General features: G+C 52.8%; 15 protein-coding genes. All 15 read right to left on the reverse strand.

Annotation, left to right across the window (positions count from 1 at the left end):
* Positions 1–33 precede the first annotated feature (33 nt).
* Positions 34–1080 (reverse strand): ABC transporter substrate-binding protein, encoded by a 1047-nt coding sequence (locus P157_RS0101250; RefSeq protein ID WP_026759407.1) that lies wholly within the window; start codon positions 1078–1080, stop codon positions 34–36.
* Between the two features lie 51 nt (positions 1081–1131).
* Positions 1132–2781, reverse strand: a complete 1650-nt coding sequence (locus P157_RS0101255) for an ABC transporter permease (protein WP_026759408.1) — start codon at positions 2779–2781, stop codon at positions 1132–1134.
* Entirely contained in the window at positions 2774–3898 is a 1125-nt protein-coding gene (locus P157_RS0101260) for an ABC transporter ATP-binding protein (protein ID WP_026759409.1), read from the reverse strand. Before P157_RS0101260 ends, P157_RS0101255 begins: the two co-directional genes overlap by 8 nt.
* A 143-nt stretch (positions 3899–4041) precedes the next feature.
* Positions 4042–6144 carry a cytochrome c biogenesis protein CcsA gene (ccsA, locus tag P157_RS0101265; RefSeq protein ID WP_026759410.1) on the reverse strand — a complete coding sequence of 701 codons (2103 nt, stop codon included), beginning with the start codon at positions 6142–6144 and terminating at the stop codon, positions 4042–4044.
* Positions 6145–6158: 14 nt separating this feature from the next.
* The gene (locus P157_RS0101270; protein ID WP_026759411.1) at positions 6159–6527 is read right to left on the reverse strand and encodes a cytochrome c maturation protein CcmE; all 369 of its coding nucleotides are present in this window, start codon (positions 6525–6527) and stop codon (positions 6159–6161) included.
* Positions 6515–7156: a cytochrome c biogenesis protein CcsA gene (gene ccsA / locus P157_RS0101275; RefSeq protein WP_026759412.1), complete on the reverse strand. Its 642-nt coding sequence runs from the start codon at positions 7154–7156 to the stop codon at positions 6515–6517. The genes P157_RS0101270 and ccsA (P157_RS0101275) overlap by 13 nt, the downstream gene beginning before the upstream one ends.
* 15 nt (positions 7157–7171) lie before the next feature.
* Positions 7172–7843 (reverse strand): heme exporter protein CcmB, encoded by a 672-nt coding sequence (locus P157_RS0101280; RefSeq protein WP_026759413.1) that lies wholly within the window; start codon positions 7841–7843, stop codon positions 7172–7174.
* Entirely contained in the window at positions 7815–8444 is a 630-nt protein-coding gene (locus P157_RS15400) for an ABC transporter ATP-binding protein (protein WP_026759414.1), read from the reverse strand. The genes P157_RS0101280 and P157_RS15400 overlap by 29 nt, the downstream gene beginning before the upstream one ends.
* A gap of 3 nt (positions 8445–8447) precedes the next feature.
* A complete protein-coding gene (locus P157_RS15620) occupies positions 8448–9128 on the reverse strand; it encodes a Crp/Fnr family transcriptional regulator (RefSeq protein ID WP_026759415.1) in 681 nt (226 codons plus the stop codon).
* A gap of 219 nt (positions 9129–9347) precedes the next feature.
* A complete protein-coding gene (locus tag P157_RS0101295) occupies positions 9348–10673 on the reverse strand; it encodes an ammonia-forming cytochrome c nitrite reductase subunit c552 (protein ID WP_026759416.1) in 1326 nt (441 codons plus the stop codon).
* Positions 10666–11154, reverse strand: coding sequence for a cytochrome c3 family protein (locus P157_RS0101300; RefSeq protein ID WP_026759417.1), 489 nt, complete (start codon positions 11152–11154; stop codon positions 10666–10668). Before P157_RS0101300 ends, P157_RS0101295 begins: the two co-directional genes overlap by 8 nt.
* A gap of 163 nt (positions 11155–11317) precedes the next feature.
* The gene (ilvN, locus tag P157_RS0101305; protein WP_026759418.1) at positions 11318–11818 is read right to left on the reverse strand and encodes an acetolactate synthase small subunit; all 501 of its coding nucleotides are present in this window, start codon (positions 11816–11818) and stop codon (positions 11318–11320) included.
* On the reverse strand, positions 11818–13506 hold the full coding sequence (gene ilvB / locus P157_RS0101310; protein ID WP_026759419.1) for a biosynthetic-type acetolactate synthase large subunit: 1689 nt from the start codon (positions 13504–13506) through the stop codon (positions 11818–11820). Before ilvB ends, ilvN begins: the two co-directional genes overlap by 1 nt.
* A 200-nt stretch (positions 13507–13706) precedes the next feature.
* A complete protein-coding gene (locus P157_RS0101315; protein WP_026759420.1) occupies positions 13707–15413 on the reverse strand; it encodes a methyl-accepting chemotaxis protein in 1707 nt (568 codons plus the stop codon).
* An 18-nt stretch (positions 15414–15431) separates the two neighbouring features.
* Entirely contained in the window at positions 15432–16358 is a 927-nt protein-coding gene (locus P157_RS0101320) for a sugar ABC transporter substrate-binding protein (protein ID WP_026759421.1), read from the reverse strand.
* Between the last annotated feature and the right edge of the window lie 7 nt (positions 16359–16365).

Raw genomic sequence — 16365 nt, forward strand, 5'->3', positions numbered from 1 at the left:
GGTCAGGCTCCCTGCCCTGTCGCGCCACGAATCTTACTGCACGCTGGTAAAGATATCTTTGAACTTATCCAGCCATGCCTTCTTGTTCTTATTCACCACTTCTTCATTATCCGTGATGGATTTGATTTCAGCCTTCGGCAGCAGGCCTACCGGTGCTGCTACGTCATCGCGGACGCTGCGGCGATGGAGTTTCTGCGTGATGAGGGTCTGTGCTTCTTTGCTGGTGATGAAGTCGATGAACTTCTTGGCATTTTCCATATGCTTCGCATTCTTGATGATGTAAATGCCGTCCGGCTTGGAGATAACGCCTTCCTTCATGTAAACCAGCTTAACCGGCGCACCGTCAGCCACGTATTTAGCGCCGCCTTCTTCAAAGGTCAGGCCTACAGCATATTCACCATCAGCTACACCTTTATAAACAGCAGAGGAACCGGACAGCAGCTTGCCATCGAGATTCTTGGCCAGCTTCGTCACATAATCCCAGCCTTTGTCGGGGTCGCCATTGCCCATGGCATAGAGCATATTAATCAGATGTTCGTAGGAAGAAGAAGATTTAGACGGGTCAGCAAAAGCGATACGGCCTTTGAGCGCCGGATTCAGCAGGTCTTCATAACCTTCCACCTTCACATCCCCAATGAGGTTCGTGTTAATCATGATAACACTGGGGATATCCGTGAAGCGGGTGATGGAACCTTCTTCATTCTTGAATGCCTTCTGTACATGGTCTTCATTAGCGGAACGATATTCCTCAAAGAGCGCTGCTTTCGGCTTCATGGTCGAAAGGGAACCGCCCCAGAAGATGTCAGCCAGCGGATTGCTCTTTTCCGATTCCACACGTTTTAAGAGCTCGCCCGTACCTGCGGCCACAACTTCAACCTTGACACCGCTCTGTTTCTCAAATTCCTCCACCAGCGGATTGATAAAGGCCAGCGGATGCGGACAGTAGATGACGACCTTGTTTTCGTCACTGCCGGCACTCTTTGCCGCATCCTTCTGTTCCCCGCCGCCGCCACAACCGGCAAAACAGGTGGTGAGCATCGCCGCGCCCAACAGGCCGGCAATCCATTTTTTCAGCTTCATAACGAAACCTCCCTTAAAATAAAGTTATAGCGCTATAACGCCATAGGCGTTTTATAACGTAACATCGCGGCGGCCGGATACCTTGAAGAAGATAACCATGGCCGTGATGGTCGTTAACGTAAGAATCGTGGACAGGGCTGCCGCTGTGCCGTAGCTGGCGCGGATAACCTCGGTGTAGATGGCTACCGACATGGTTTTCGTGGCGCCTGTGAACAGGATTACCGAAGAACTCAGTTCATTGATGGCCGTAATCCAGGAGATAATCGCCCCGCTCATGACACCGGGCAGCATCATCACCGCCGTGACCTTGAAGAAGGTCTTGAGGGGCGATGCCCCCAAGCTGATGGAAGCCTCCTCCAGGCTGGGACTCAACTGATAGAGAATCGCAGAGCTGGAACGCAGTGTATAAGGCAAACGGCGGATAACCAGCGAAATGATGATGATAATCGCCGTGCCAGACAAAAGCATGGGCTCATCGTTAAAGGCCAGGAGCAGGGTAATACCTAAGACCGAACCCGGAATGATATACGGGAACATGGTCAAGGTATCAATGACATCCGTAAGCCAGCTCTTTTTGCGGGTGGTCAGGTAAGCCACCGTCATGCCCAGGAACACAATCATCGCCATCGCTGCCGTACTGTAAAGGTACGTATTGGTAATAGCCGTACCCAGGGATTCGAAAATCGTACGGTAGCTGTCCAAAGAGTAGCCATCCACAAAGATGGAACCATTGGTCTTGAGGAACGAAGTATAGATAACCACAAGCTGCGGAATCATCGAGAGCGCCACGAGCACATAAATGCACAGATGCATGATGACGTTCTTAATTCCCGTCATTTCCCCCACCGGCAGCGGCCGCAAAGAACTCATGGTAAAGGACTTCTTATTGACCACATATTTCTGCAGCATAAAGATGGTCGAGGTTATGAGCACCATAATCGCCGCCATGGCCGCCGCGAAGTTGGCCTGGTCGCCCACTTCGTTGATGAACTCGGAATAAATCATGACCGGCATGACGTTAAAGCCTTCGCCAATCAGCATTGGCGTACCGAAGTCCGCCATCGCATTCATAAACACCATCAAGGCACCGGCGAGAATCGTCGGCGTAATCAGCGGCAGCATAATCGTGACAACCTTCTTGATGCCGCTGCAGCCCAGACTTTCCGCCGCCTCAATCAGTGCCGAGTCGATATTTTTCATGGCCCCGGCCACATAGAGATAGATAAAGGGATAGAGCTTCAATGTCAATACGAGCAAAATCCCCGCAAAGCCATAGATGGACGGGAAATCAATCCCCATGCCCGCCAGCCATTGCGTCAAAATGCCGCTGCGGCCGCCAATCAAAATCCACGAATACGCACCGATAAACGGCGGCGAGAGCAAGGAAATGATGATGCAGATTTCCACAATATTCTTGCCCCGCACCTTGAACAGCGTCATAAAGTAAGCCAGAGCCGTACCGATAATCACGGCCAGCACCGTCACGCAGGTCGTGACGCTGAAGCTGTTAATCATGGATTGGTAATAATACTTCCTGTCGAAGAAGTGGGTGAAGTTCTCCATCGTGAACTCCCCGGTCATGGCATCCTGGAAGGCGCTGGCAAACAGGGAGAACAGCGGATACATCAGGAATAAGCCAAAGACCACAATGGAGAGCAGGGTTATCCACGCCCAGAAGTCCCATTGGAATTTCTTATTCATTTTCCACCACACCTTCCATCAGACTCTTGGAGCCGTCTGCCCGGAACACGTTGATTTTCGCCGCGTTGGGTTTGAGGTAAACCGTGTCACCGATTTCCAAAACGCGCTCTGCGTGTCCCAAATCCTGACTGAATTCAATGGCGGGCTGGTCAGGCACCAGCATATCCTCGGGGAACTCCAGCCCATAGGTGATGTACTTGCCCAGGAAAACCTTGGTCTTGATGGTGCACTTCACGCCCTGACCTTCGCCGCAGATGGAAAATTCTTCGGGCCGTACGGCAATGGTTACATCATCGCCGATTTTTCCTTCTTCACTGAGGGTATTCATGGGCAGGACAAAACCATCCGCAAAGACCACGGCCTTGCTGCCGCCGCTTTCCTCAATGCGGCCTTTGAAGAGATTGGAGTGACCGATAAAGGTTGCCACGAACACATTGTAAGGACGGGTGTAAATCGTATGCGGCGAAGCCGTCTGCTGAATCACGCCCTTCTTCATAACTGCAATTCTATCGGAAATCGCCAGTGCTTCTTCCTGGTCGTGAGTAACGTAAACGGTCGTAATGCCCACCTGTTTCTGCACCTCACGGATAGCCGAGCGCATCTCCACACGCAGCTTGGCATCGAGGTTCGACAGCGGTTCATCCATCAAGAGCACACTCGGATGAATGACGATGGCACGGGCCAGCGCCACACGCTGCTGCTGACCGCCGGAAAGCCTTTCAGGAAGCCTGTCCTGATATTCCGTAATCTGCACCACATCGAGAATCTTATCGACTTTGGCCTTCATCTCGTCCTTCGGCATATTGCGGAGTTTCAGACCATACTCGACATTTTCCCGCACCGTCAGATGGGGGAAAATCGCATAACTCTGGAACACCATGCCGATATTGCGCTTGTGCGCCGGAATGTCGTTAATCACCTGGTCATTGAAGCGAATCTGCCCGCCCTCAATGCTGTTAAACCCGGCAATCATGCGCAGGAGCGTCGTCTTGCCACAGCCTGACGGCCCCAAAAGAGTGAAGAACTCTCCATTTTTTATATTCTGGGAAAGCTGCGGGATAATCGTCAAATCCCCATACCGCTTAACCACCTTATCCGCCGTAATGGCAACACTCATTGCCCTCTCCTCCATTCGCACTGTCTATTATTCACTAGCTTATCTTTATTTTAACCGCCACATAAATAACAAACAATCCAGAATAAAGGATAAATGTCCGAAAAAATGAACCACTCCGTAAACGAAATGGTTCATGAAAAGTCCTATTTTTGTTTTGCCGCCCACATGGTTCCCACGCAGACCAGCACGGCTCCTAGCCACAAGAGCCAAATACAAGGCTTTACGCTGATGCTCGTCGTCACCGGCTGGCTGAGTTCTGCCGTAAGCGCAGGCATACTTTCCAGACGAATCTGTCTGCCGCTTTGGGTAATCCCCGTCAGGCGCAAACGCCTTTGACCGTTAAAGACCTCAACAGGCTTTGATGTGGCGCCGTCTTTGGTCGCGGTCAGCTGCAGCTCTGCTTCTTCAATCGTATTGCCATCCGTCACCCCGACCTTGGCCGTCACCAGCATGGTGCCATCGGCCTGCTGTTCCATCGCCGCTTCTTCAAAGCGGTACGCCAGCACATCATCCATACCCATATGGCCCTGCTTCAAAATCATTTCCATGCGGTCCTTGTCCTTGGGCGGCGTGGGCGCCAGATAAACATCACCGCCCAGCCCCTTGGCAATGGCTGGTTCACGGGCTGCATCTTCACCATTGGCATGAAGTTTGGTCAGGGCGCGGACTTCCTGCCCGTCCACCTGATACACATAATATTTTTCCTTATTGCCATCCGCAAATTCCTGTCCCTGATAGCGGATTTCGTGGCCAAATACCGTATAACTTTCACCCACCTGCAGTTCCTGGTTATGTGACTGACTGCCCGAGCCGGCCAGCACAAAGGCCAGACAGGCAAGTCCCAAGCCAATATGTGCCACGGCACCACCTGTCCGCAGCCCCGACTTGCGCCAGGCAAGAACAGCCGCACCTACCGCCAGCAACGAAGCTGCGGCCAGCAGGCAGGGCAAGACCTGCCGCACACCGGCAAGATAAGCTATCCCTGCACCGAGCAGCCCCAAAATAAGCAACGGCATGCCGGAGGCCAGAACTTTTCCCTGACCATAGCCGCGCAGCAGCGCACAGCTGATAACCAAAAGCATGGCAATCGCCAGAGGCATGGTCGTCCGCACATAAAAATCCGTATCCACCGCCGCAGGTTTTCCCAACAGCTGCGTGAGGAGCGGCATGGACATACCCAAAAAGACAATCGCGCTGACAAAGACCATCAGTAAAGCGCCCAAGAGCAGGAGAAACTCCCTGCTGTCATAGGAAGGATAATATTCACCCTTGGGCAGGCTGCCCGCCTTAGCCATAAGCAATAACAGCCCTGCGAGCAGCACAATGGCATTGACCACCGCAATGCTCATGCCAATGCTGTCCCCGGCGAAGGAATGCACAGAAAAATCGCCCAATATGCCGCTGCGGGTCAAGAAAGTGCCATAAATGACCAGCCCATAGGCGAAAATCCCCGCCAGATGCACCATGGTAATGACCGCCGGACGAATCTGCGCGGCCTTCAGCACATGCAGATAGACGCCTGCCACAAGCCAGGGCACCAGCGAGGAATTTTCCACGGGGTCCCAGCCCCAGAAGCCGCCCCAGCCTAAAACCTTATAAGCCCAATAGCCGCCGATAAAAATGCCTGCGCCCAAAAAACTCCAGGCGATAAGCGCCCAACGCCGCGCCGCCGGCAGCCAGTCTTTGGCCTGCTGCCCCGTGATAAGGGCCGCCGCCCCATAGACAAAAGGCACTGCCAACAGCGCATAACCGACAAAGATGATGGGCGGATGAACCGCCATCCACGGGTCCTGCAGAAGCGGATTGAGGCCAATGCCATTTTCTACCACGTTTGGATTGGGCACAAAGGGACTTTTCGCCATGACCAGCACCGTAAGGAGTGCCTGCAAAGCCATATACACGGCCAGCCCAGCCGCAGGCAAAGCATGCTTCTTAAGCAGATAAAAACCTGCTGCCGCATGAATCAGCAGCCAAAGCAAAAACGAGCCCTGCTGACCTGCCCAAAAGGCGGAAATCTTATACATCAGTGACAGTTCTATCGCCGAATAATTGGCCACATAGGCAATATCAAACCGATTACTCAGAATCAAGATAAGCAGATAAATGCTGGCCACGGCCGCAAAGGCAGAAGATAAGCCCATCAGGATGCGCCCGCGTCTTTGCCAAGCCTCACTCCCCCAGGCAAAGCAGAGCACTGCCCCGAGTGATAATAACAGGGTTAACGCTAACGAAATAACACCAACCAATCTCCATGCCCCCCTCACTTTTGCTTCTGCTGTTCGTATTTGGACGGACATTTAATCAGCAGCTTTTGCGACTCAAACGCCGTACCCTGATATTTGCCGATGGCTACAATATGATGGGCTTCATCAAATTGGTCAGGCTTCGTCCCATGATAATGCACGAGCATGGTTTCGCCCGTATCCTCATCCTGCAGGGTAAAGACGAACAAATCTCCCTCCATATGCGGAGCCGGCGCATTTTTCGCGAGCAGCCCCTTTACCTGCACGCTGCCCGTACTCTTTTGCGCCTCAGCAATGCCCACATAGGGCGTGACCGCATCCATAAAGCTCCAGCCGGCATACCCCACAAAGGCCAGCAGCAGTACAGCCAGGATTATTTTGCGCATACGTCTACCTCCTCTGCCAAAAGCCTTTTAACCTGCCACTTATACAGCCCGTAAAAAATTCCCGTCACATCCACGAGCGCCGCTATGAGCACGATAAGCATCACCGTATCCATAGCCAGCCCCGAGCCATTAATGACCGGCGACGGATGCAGGGAAAAATAAAGCCGCGGAATGATGAACACCAAAAACGGCACCGTCAAAAAGGAAAACAACGCATAGACCGCCGCCGCTTTCGCCCGCTTGCGCCCTGCCGGCATCGCGCCCCGCAGGGTAAGATAGGCCCCATAAATCAGCAACAGAACAAAAATCGTCGTCTGCCGTGGGTCCCAGTTCCAATACGCCCCCCAGGTGAGCTTGGAGAAAACCGCACCGCTCACTGTGGCTAAAATCACAAAGAAAAAGCCCAGCTGTGCCGCCGCGGCACTTTTAGCATCGGCCATCATTTCTCCTTTTTGCAAAAAACGCCCGCCCTCAAAGGCGCTGATAAAAAAGGCCAGTACCGCGACCCAGGCCACGGGAATATGAAAAAAGGCCAGCCGCACATAGTAGCCCAAACCTTCTGCCGGCGGCACCACAAAAAACACCAGCCCCAAAACCAACAAGGTCAGCAAGCCGAGTATCGCCCTCATAAAAACTCCCCCAAACTAATCCTCATACCAAAGATAATCAAAGAGCACCGACGCCCCCATAAGCAAAACGCCATCGTAAAGCGCCATCCCGATAAGATAACTTAGAGGCGCTGAACCACCGCCCAGCGCTCCTGCCGTCAGAAAGATGGCCGGCAAAAACACCGGCAGGATGACCGGCAGCATCAGGATGGAAAAGAGGCCGCTTTTGACCTGTGCTCCGCAGGTAAGCGCCGCAATAAGTGTGCCCGCCGCAGAGATGCCGAGCGTGCCGAGCAGCAGCGTCCCCAAGAATACGCCTCCCAGCACCACCTCGGCCCCCGTCAGCAATAAAAACAAGGGCGCAATAAAAACCGTCAGACACAGCAAGAGAAAGCCCGTATAGAGCAGCTTGCCCCATAGCACCATCTGTGCCGCCCCATACAGTTTCAGCGTGGGCAACGTACCCGCCATATCCTCATCGGCAAAGCTCCGGTCTGCTCCGGCCATGGACGCAAAGAACAAAATAATCCAGAGAAGCGCCGCCGCAAGTTTCGGCTCTAACGGTGCTCCCTGCAGCGCCATGCTGACGCAGGCCAGCGTGGTCAGCGCAAACATCAGCATCGCCCACCAGGCGGCCTTAAAGCGCAGGCCTAATGTAAATTCCTTGGTAAAGACCAGTTTAATCCCCGGCCAAAGCGATGATTTCATCTGCCAGCGCCTCCTCTCCGGGGTCATTTGTGGCGAGCACCACCAGTACATTCTGCTGAGCTGCCACCCTCACCTCGCGGGCCACCATCGCCCGACCGGCTTCATCAAGGTTGGCCCCCGGTTCATCGAGCAGCCAGATATCCGCCTGCGCGGCCAGCAGCACCGCCATTTTCAGCCGCTGCCGCATCCCCGTGGAAAACTCCCCGGTATAGGCCGCATTCGCAGCCTTAAAGGATAGTTCAACCCGCTCCAAAAGCTGCCGATAAGTCGCATCCGCAAGCGAAATCCCCCGCAGCCCTAGAAAAAAATCCATATTTTCCCGCGCGGTCAGGCGGTCGTAAAAACGCAATTCCGGCGTTACCATAGCCAAATGCTCACGCAGTTCTGCCTGTTTCAATACGCCATCATCAGCACTAACCGTGACCTCGCCCTTGGTCGGCAACAGCAGGTGCCCAGCCAGCTTCAAAAAGGTGGATTTGCCGCTGCCATTGCAGCCAGTAACGGCTGTAATTCGGCCGCTATGCAGTTTAGCGCTCAACGGGCCAAATATCTGCCGTCCATGAAAGGACTGGCTGACCTCGCTAAATTCTATTGTCATCATAACTTAGTCCATCGCCGCAATCTTTACGGCATCCAATTCCATCCAATCCTCACCGGTGTGCAGGAGCCCTTCCGTCTGCATGCTGCTGATTTCACGGGTCAGTGCGCTACGGTTGCATTCCAGCTCCTTGGCCAGTTGCACCCGTCCCGGCACATGCACACGGGCTTTGCCCTGACGCTGCTCCTTATAGAGCAGATAGAGAATCAACCGTTCCCGCAGCGTCTTTTGCGAGAGAATCTTGATTTTCTGCATCATCAGCACATTTTTGCGGCAAAAGGCCTCCAAAAGGTTCTTCATGACCAGACCATGTGTGCGCCCCAGCTTCGGCCCCGCTGTCAGCAAAGACTGATAAGGAATCCAAAGCACCAGCACATCTGTCAAAGCTTCAATGGCCATATCGTACGGAATCTGCGGCATAATGGCCGAAGTGCTGCCAAGCATCGCTCCCCGCTCCAAATTATGGCTGACATTTTCATTGCCGAAACGGTCTTCTGCCAATACCTGAGCCTCACCTTCCACGATGACACCGATATTGCGGTTTTCCTCATAAGCCTCCAAAATCCGTGCGCCCCGGCCGACCCGCTTTATCTTAGCACCAGTAGCCGCAATGAATTGCTCCACCTCTGCTGCCGGCACCCCCTGAAACAGCGGCAGCTCATGCAAATCAAGATGATAAACCTGCATCGCCTTCACTCCTAAGTACACATTTTTTCTTCATTATAGCAATAATAACGCGATCATCATGTTGCTTTGGCAACTGTATATAGTAATTATTCTATCAAGCGTAATAAACTCCTGCATTGGAGTATCCTACAAGAAATGAATCGCTGTTTTGTAAGGATATTTTCATAACAAAACCGCCCCTTAACGAGGCGGTTCTGTTCATTCGTCAGCATTATGTTTTTACAAGCTTCCTTTTGCCAAAGCATTGGCATCCTGAATTACCTGATGTGCCAAATCAATCGCTTCACCGCTGATGCGCATGCACTTGTCCGGATTATGGAAGCCGTTGCCATTTTCCGCAGCTACCCAGTCCCAATACCACTGTGCTTCACGCAGTTTCAGCCGTACAGGTGCCAGTTGTTCATCGGTAGCACCGGCATCCATGGCGGCCTTTACGGCCAGATGCGCTTTGGCTACCGTCTGTCCGGCAATGCGCTGCAGTTTGAAGTTATTGTCATGGATGGTCTTCACCCGAGCAATCAGTGTTTCCTTGCTCTCATCATGGCACTTGAGGCAGGATGCTTCGATTGTCTTTAAGGGGCTGGTCATCCAATGCGAGGTGTATTTCTGACCGTTTTCCCGCATATAGGGCATATGGCAGTCCACACAGGTCACACCGGCATCAGCATGGACGCTGGTGGTCCAGATTTCAAAGTCCGGATGCTGCGCCTTGAGCATCGGCGTCTTGGAATCGGGATGGAGCCAATCCTGCTTGAAAGCGCCCAGCTGTTCACTCTGGGTCTGATAGAACTTGAACTGTTCTTCCGGTTCCCAGCCGGCAATAAAGGGATGACGCACCCGTCCATCTTCGGCCATAAAGTAATACTCGTTATGGCACTGACCGCAGACATAGCCCCGCATTTCATTATGGGATGCCTTGCTGATATCGATGCCCTTCAGCGCCATGGACTCAACAAAGCCCTGCTGATAAACGCGCAGTTCCATGGTATCCGGGTCATGACAGGTAGAACAGCCCATATACAGGTCTGTGCCTTCCACGGTATCCTTATTGGTATAAGGCGGCGTTGCCTCGGCAAAGGGCAGGCTGGCAAAATCCCAACCACTTTCCTTATACCATTTGTCATACATCCAGGAACCTTTGCAGACAATGCAGTTGCCCTTCTGCGGCGGGATGCGCTGAGAATTTATCTGGTCAACGCCTGCCCAAGTGTGTCCACGAGCCACATCGTACTGTACCGAGAATTTATAGCCTTTGAAATTCTCCTTGATTTCCGGCTGCATTTCGATATAGGATTTTCCCGGGTCACTGCCGCCATAACCGGTGGGGCTTTCCCCGCCCTGATTGTTTTTCATATAGGAATTGTATTCCAACGGATAAGCCTCTTTATAGGCTTCCTTACCCAAATGGGCATAATTTTCATGGGATATCTTGGCCAATTTTACGCTGTCATCATTGGGTGCTGCCCCCAGACGCACCACCACGAAGCCGAAGAACAGCGCACAGACGGCCACAATCCCTGCTAGAATTTTTTGCAGCTTACTCAACTTTTATCCCCCCTTCGAGATGGTTGCTTCCATGAGCTATGCGGCTGTGACATTTCAGACAGTCCGCGCCGGTATCCTTGTCCACACCTACGGCCATGTGCACGCCGCTCATGGTCTGTTCATGGCAGCGCAGGCAGTTGCCATTCACAGTCTTTTCTCCCCCCGCCGACAAATCAATCCGTGCCGGATAGTCGCGCAGTACCGCATGATAGGTATCCACCATGCCCGTACGGCCCTTCTCAATCATGTAGATGGCCATATTGTCATGGGGAAGATGACATTCCACACAATCCTGTTTGCTATGCGTTGACTTAGCAAAGGACGCTGCTTCGCCCTTCATCGCATGACAGGAACCACAAAAGGCCACCGACCCGGAAAAAGACATCATGCCCGCTCCGATGGCACAAACCACCAAGCCAATCGCGAATCCGCCCGCCAGACAGCCCAGGGTATGTTTGGTAAAAAATCCTTTCCAATCCACTGCCGCTCCCCTCCTCTCAACTTTGGCCCCATTATATCATTATTCAGAATAATTTGAGGTTGCCACAGCAACTCCCCTGAAAAAAAATTGCAAAAAAAGGCTGGAAAAGCCCACTGCCTGCTTGCAGTTTGACTTTTTCAGCCTTAACATCCGCTATTTATTTTTACATCCGCTTAACTGGCACCGGCCCACGGGAAAGGGCGATGGCGCCCGTGCGAGCGATTTCGATGATTTCGTATTCCGACAGCACCTCGATAATACCGTCAATCTTGCTCTGCTGACCCGTGAGTTCGATGACGACATTTTCCTGGCTCACATCCACGATGCTGGCGCGGAAGATATTGACGATGTCGATAAGCTCAGCGCGGTTGCTTTTATCCGCCCGAACTTTAATCATCACGAGCTCACGCTCAATGGATTCGACCTCGCTGAGGTTGACGATTTTGATAACGTCAATGAGCTTGCCCAGCTGTGTAACCACTTGGTCGAGTTCATTTTTCGACTCCACCGACACCACGATATTGATGCGGGTCACATCCGGCTCCTCGGTGTAGCCGGCAGAAATGCTTTCGATATTGAAGGCCCGGCGGCTGATAAGCCCCGATACATGGGTCAGGACACCAGGTTTATTGTCTACGAGAACCGCGAGTAAATATTTCTTCATCATTTGCTACCTCCCAGCACCATCTGGTCAAGCCGCTTGCCACCCGGAACCATCGGCAGGACATCTTCCTCCTCGGGAATCAGCACATCGATAAGAGCAGGCCCTTCTTCGGCCATAATCTGCGGCAATACCGTATCGAGTTCTTCCTTCTTGGTCAGCCGGTAGCCTTTGAGCCCCATAGCCTCTGCCAATTTCACAAAATCCGTCTTGCCCTTGAGTTCCGACTGGGAGTAATGATGATTGTAGAACAGGCGCTGCCACTGCCCCACCATGCCCAAGATGCAGTTATGGACAATGACCACCTTCACATCGATATTGTTGTCCGCAATGGTGGCAAATTCCTGACAGTTCATCATAATACTGCCGTCACCGGTAAAGAGTACGACTTTGCTCTGTGGTGCGCCAATCTTGGCGCCCATAGCCGCGGGCAGGCCGTAGCCCATCGTGCCCTGACCGCCAGAGGTCAGGAAATGACGAGGCTTAAATACATCAAAGAACTGTGCCGCCCACATCTGATGCTGGCCCACATCCGTAACCGCAATGGTATCCTTATCGGACAGCTCGCTGACTTTCCGAATGAGTGCCCCCGGCTTAATGACGTCACCCTGTTCCACAAAGCTGAAGGGATGCTCCTTATGCATCTTGAGAACTTCATCCTTCCAGCCCTTGAACTTCTCGGCAAAGGATTCGCCAACAGCCGCCAGCTGTTCATTGAAGCGGGGCAAAGTCCAGCGCAAATCGCCGAGCACCTGCAAATCCGCCGTGACGTTCTTGTTGATTTCCGCCCGGTCGAGTTCAAAATGAACGATTTTTGCCTTGGGCGCAAAGCCATCCACTCTGCCGGTCACGCGGTCGCTGAAGCGCATGCCGATACACAGCAGCAGGTCGCATTTCTGAATGGCCATGTTGGACGCATAACTGCCATGCATGCCCGCAAAGCCCAAAAAGCCCTCGGTATCAGCAGGCACGGAACCCAAGCCCAAAAGCGTTGAGGTCACCGGCACACCCAATTTCTGCGCCAGCTTCTGCACCTCATCCGCCGTATCGGAACTGATGATACCACCGCCCGCAAAAATCAAGGGACGTTCCGCCTTGCGCACCGCTTCCACTGCGGCCGCAATTTCCTCTTCATGGCCATCATAGACACCAGAATAGCCGCGCAGGGTTACCGTTTCGGGATATTTATAGTCGATTTTGGCATCAAAAACATCCTTGGCCACATCAATGACCACCGGCCCCTTGCGTCCCGTGCGGGCGATAAAGAACGCCTCTTTCAGAACGTGCGGCAGTTCCTTGACATCCTTGACCAGATAGTTATGCTTGGTAATCGGCGTCGTAATGCCGAAAATATCGGCCTCCTGGAAAGAATCCTTGCCGATATAGGGATTGGCCACCTGCCCCGTGATGCAGACAAGCGGCACCGAATCCGTGCAGGCCGTGGCGATACCTGTAATGAGGTTCGTTGCCCCCGGCCCGGAAGTGGCAAAAACCACCCCGACTTTCCCGGTAGCCCGCGCATAACCATCTGCCGCATGAATAGCCCCCTGCTCATGCCGGGTCAAAACATGCGGAAATTTCATCTTGTAAACCGCGTCATACAGTGTCAGCACCGCTCCCCCCGGATAGCCGAACACCACATCCACGCCTTCCTTTTTCAGGCTCTCCAATACCGCCTGAGCTCCATTCATCATCAAATCAAGCCCTCCCCACCGTCTGCGGAGCCATGACAAAACACAACCTCACAGTCTCTAAGTTTACATTTCAAGTTAAAGTCATAGGGTTATTATACACTATTTGTATACAATATTACAATACGAGAGCACCATAAGTATTTATTCTATAAAAAAATACCGGCTAACTTATTCGTCAGCCGGTATTAAAATTCCTGCTATACCTTAAACTTCGCTACTTGTTTCTTGAGGTTTTCAGCGCCTTCCATGGAGGCATTCATCATTTCCAGAATGTCATTGGCCTTCTGGGCCACGTCGGTGACTTTTTCAGCCACGGTGGTATTGCCCACAGCCCCTTCATGGGTGGCCTTGGCGATTTCTTCCATGGACTGGTTCATGGTTTCCACGGCGCGGATGAGGTCCTGCGACGCCGTGTTACTCTTCTTGGCGAATTCATTGACATAGTCGGCATCTTCCTGATAGCGGATAGCCGTTTCGTTGATGAGCTCGTAATCCTTGCCGACCTTTTCGTCCATGAACTTTAAGAGGTCAAAGGCACCATCGGAAAGGTTCTGCACCGAGCCGGTCACCTTGCTGGTGAGCCCCTTAATCTTTTCGGCAGTATCATGGGACTGTTCGGCCAGTTTTCTGACCTCATCAGCCACTACGGCGAAGCCACGGCCTGCATCGCCGGCTCTGGCTGCTTCGATGGCGGCATTGAGGGCCAGCAGATTGGTCTGTTCGGCGATTTCCGTAATGTCCTGCGTGAGGTTATTGATGTTATCGACAACCTTAACGGATTCAATGGCTTCTTCGAGGGATTTCTTCGTGCCCTCATACATCTGTCCTGCTTCTTTGCTGGATTTTTCCATGGTGGCCTTGAGCGACCCTGCCCGCTGGGCAATTTCCACGGTATAGCCCTCACTGTCAGCAGCGTCCTTAGCCGTAGCATGGATTTTTTCCCGCAGATGGTCGGAAAGATTCTGCATGCTCACGGTGGAGGCAGCGGTTTCTTCCATGCCAGCGGCCATTTCTTCGGTTACAGCCGACATATCCTGGGTGCTTTCATTGAGGTTGCCGACCAAAGCCTGAACATCCGTCACCAGGTTGGCACTGTTTTCCGCCTCGTCATGGACATTTTTCAGCACGGTACGCAGCGCTTTCTGCATTTTATCGAGTGCCTGCACCATCATGCCCACTTCATCCTGCCGATGGGCAAGTTCGGCAGGAATTTCCTGCGTGAGGTCACCGTCAGCCACAGCATTGAGCGCGCCAATGGATGCAGCCAGCGGAGATGCGATATTCTGGGCAATCAGGAACGCAATGGCAATGCCCACCAGCAGGCCTGCCAGAATAATGCCCACGAAAATCTTAATCGTCAAATCGTAATTGGCGTTGTTTTCCTCAAAGAGCACCTTGCCCTGCAATACGTTATCCGGAGTCAGCACTGCCATATCCGTAGCGATAACGTCCGTGGTGGAGAGGTTCTCAAAGAGTTTTATCTTGTCTGCCTGGGTAGTGCCCAGCGATTCACAGGCCTTGACCTTGGATTCGGCCGTCACGATATTTTTTTCCAGGCTGGCAATGATTTCCTGCGCCCGGCTGCTTTTATCGATTTCCTTGACCTTGGCGATATTCTCCTTGATGGCAGACAATCGTCCGCTGATATCCGCCAGCACAACCTTGCGGCTGTCCAGAGAGAAATCCTGCTGCAACAGATAGGCCACATCCACATCAATGCCCCGCAGATGGTTGTTGGCATCATTGAGGTACTGGGTGGTCATGAGGTTGTAGTTATACATATCGTCCAAGGACTGTTTGGACTTATGATTGGAATAAATCCCCACTGCCGCCACCACGCAGGTGATAATCAGCATAATCGCCGACAGCAGCAATATCTTGGTTCTCACACTCAGGTTTTCCATGACGGTATCCCCCTCCCCTTATTTGCGGAACTGCGCTACATTTTCCTTGGTAACGGGGGTAAAGTTCACCGTGATGTTCTCCGTGGGAACATTCCCCTTCAGACAGGATTCGGTCAGCTGAAAGGCCCCAGTCGCCAAAGCTTCGGCATCCTGCTTGACCGATTGGCTCATTTCCCCGGCAGCAATAAGCTTCAGGGCATCATCCACGGCGTCAACACCGGATACCAAACAGCCGTTTAAGCGGCCCGCATCTTTAAGCGCCTGCACCGCACCGATAGCCATGGCATCGTTGGCAGCAATAACCCCGTCAATCTGGGGGAACAGCTTCGTCCAAAGCGCTACGTTTTTGAGAGCATCCGCGGTACTCCAGTTGGCGGAGATGCTGGCCAGAAGCTGCACATCCGGACGCTTGTCCAGGCAGGCTTCTTTGAAGCCCTGCCAGCGCAGGACGCTGCCCGCAAAACCTTTTTCGCCTTCGAGATAAACCACCTTGGCATTGGGCGGCAGGTTCTTGGCCATGTATTCGCCCTGCATAATCCCCGCCTGCTTCTCATCGGGCATGCAGGAAAGGAATTTGCCGCCGTTCAGGCCGCGGTTGGTGATGATGATGGGAATACCGGCCTCGTTGGCCTTCTCCACCATGGGCACCATCGCCGTGCCATCAACAGCCAGCAACACAATAGCACTGGGCTTTGCCGCAATGGCTTCCTTCATCTGGTCAATCTGCATGTTCACGTCGCCCTTGGCATCCCGAAATTCCATCGGAATACCGGCAGCTTTCGCCTTGTCCTCAAAGGACTTCTTAATCATGTCGGTAAAACCATCCCCATCTTTATGGTTCAGGTAAAACACCGTGCCCGAAGCACTTCCGCCGCCGCAGCCAGTAAAACACAACATGGTTACAGCAACCAACATCAGCCCTAGCAGTGTCCGAAATAGTTTCATCACACCC

Source organism: Selenomonas ruminantium AC2024, assembly GCF_000687995.1.
In the GTDB taxonomy this organism is placed as follows: Bacteria; Bacillota; Negativicutes; order Selenomonadales; family Selenomonadaceae; genus Selenomonas_A; species Selenomonas_A ruminantium_B.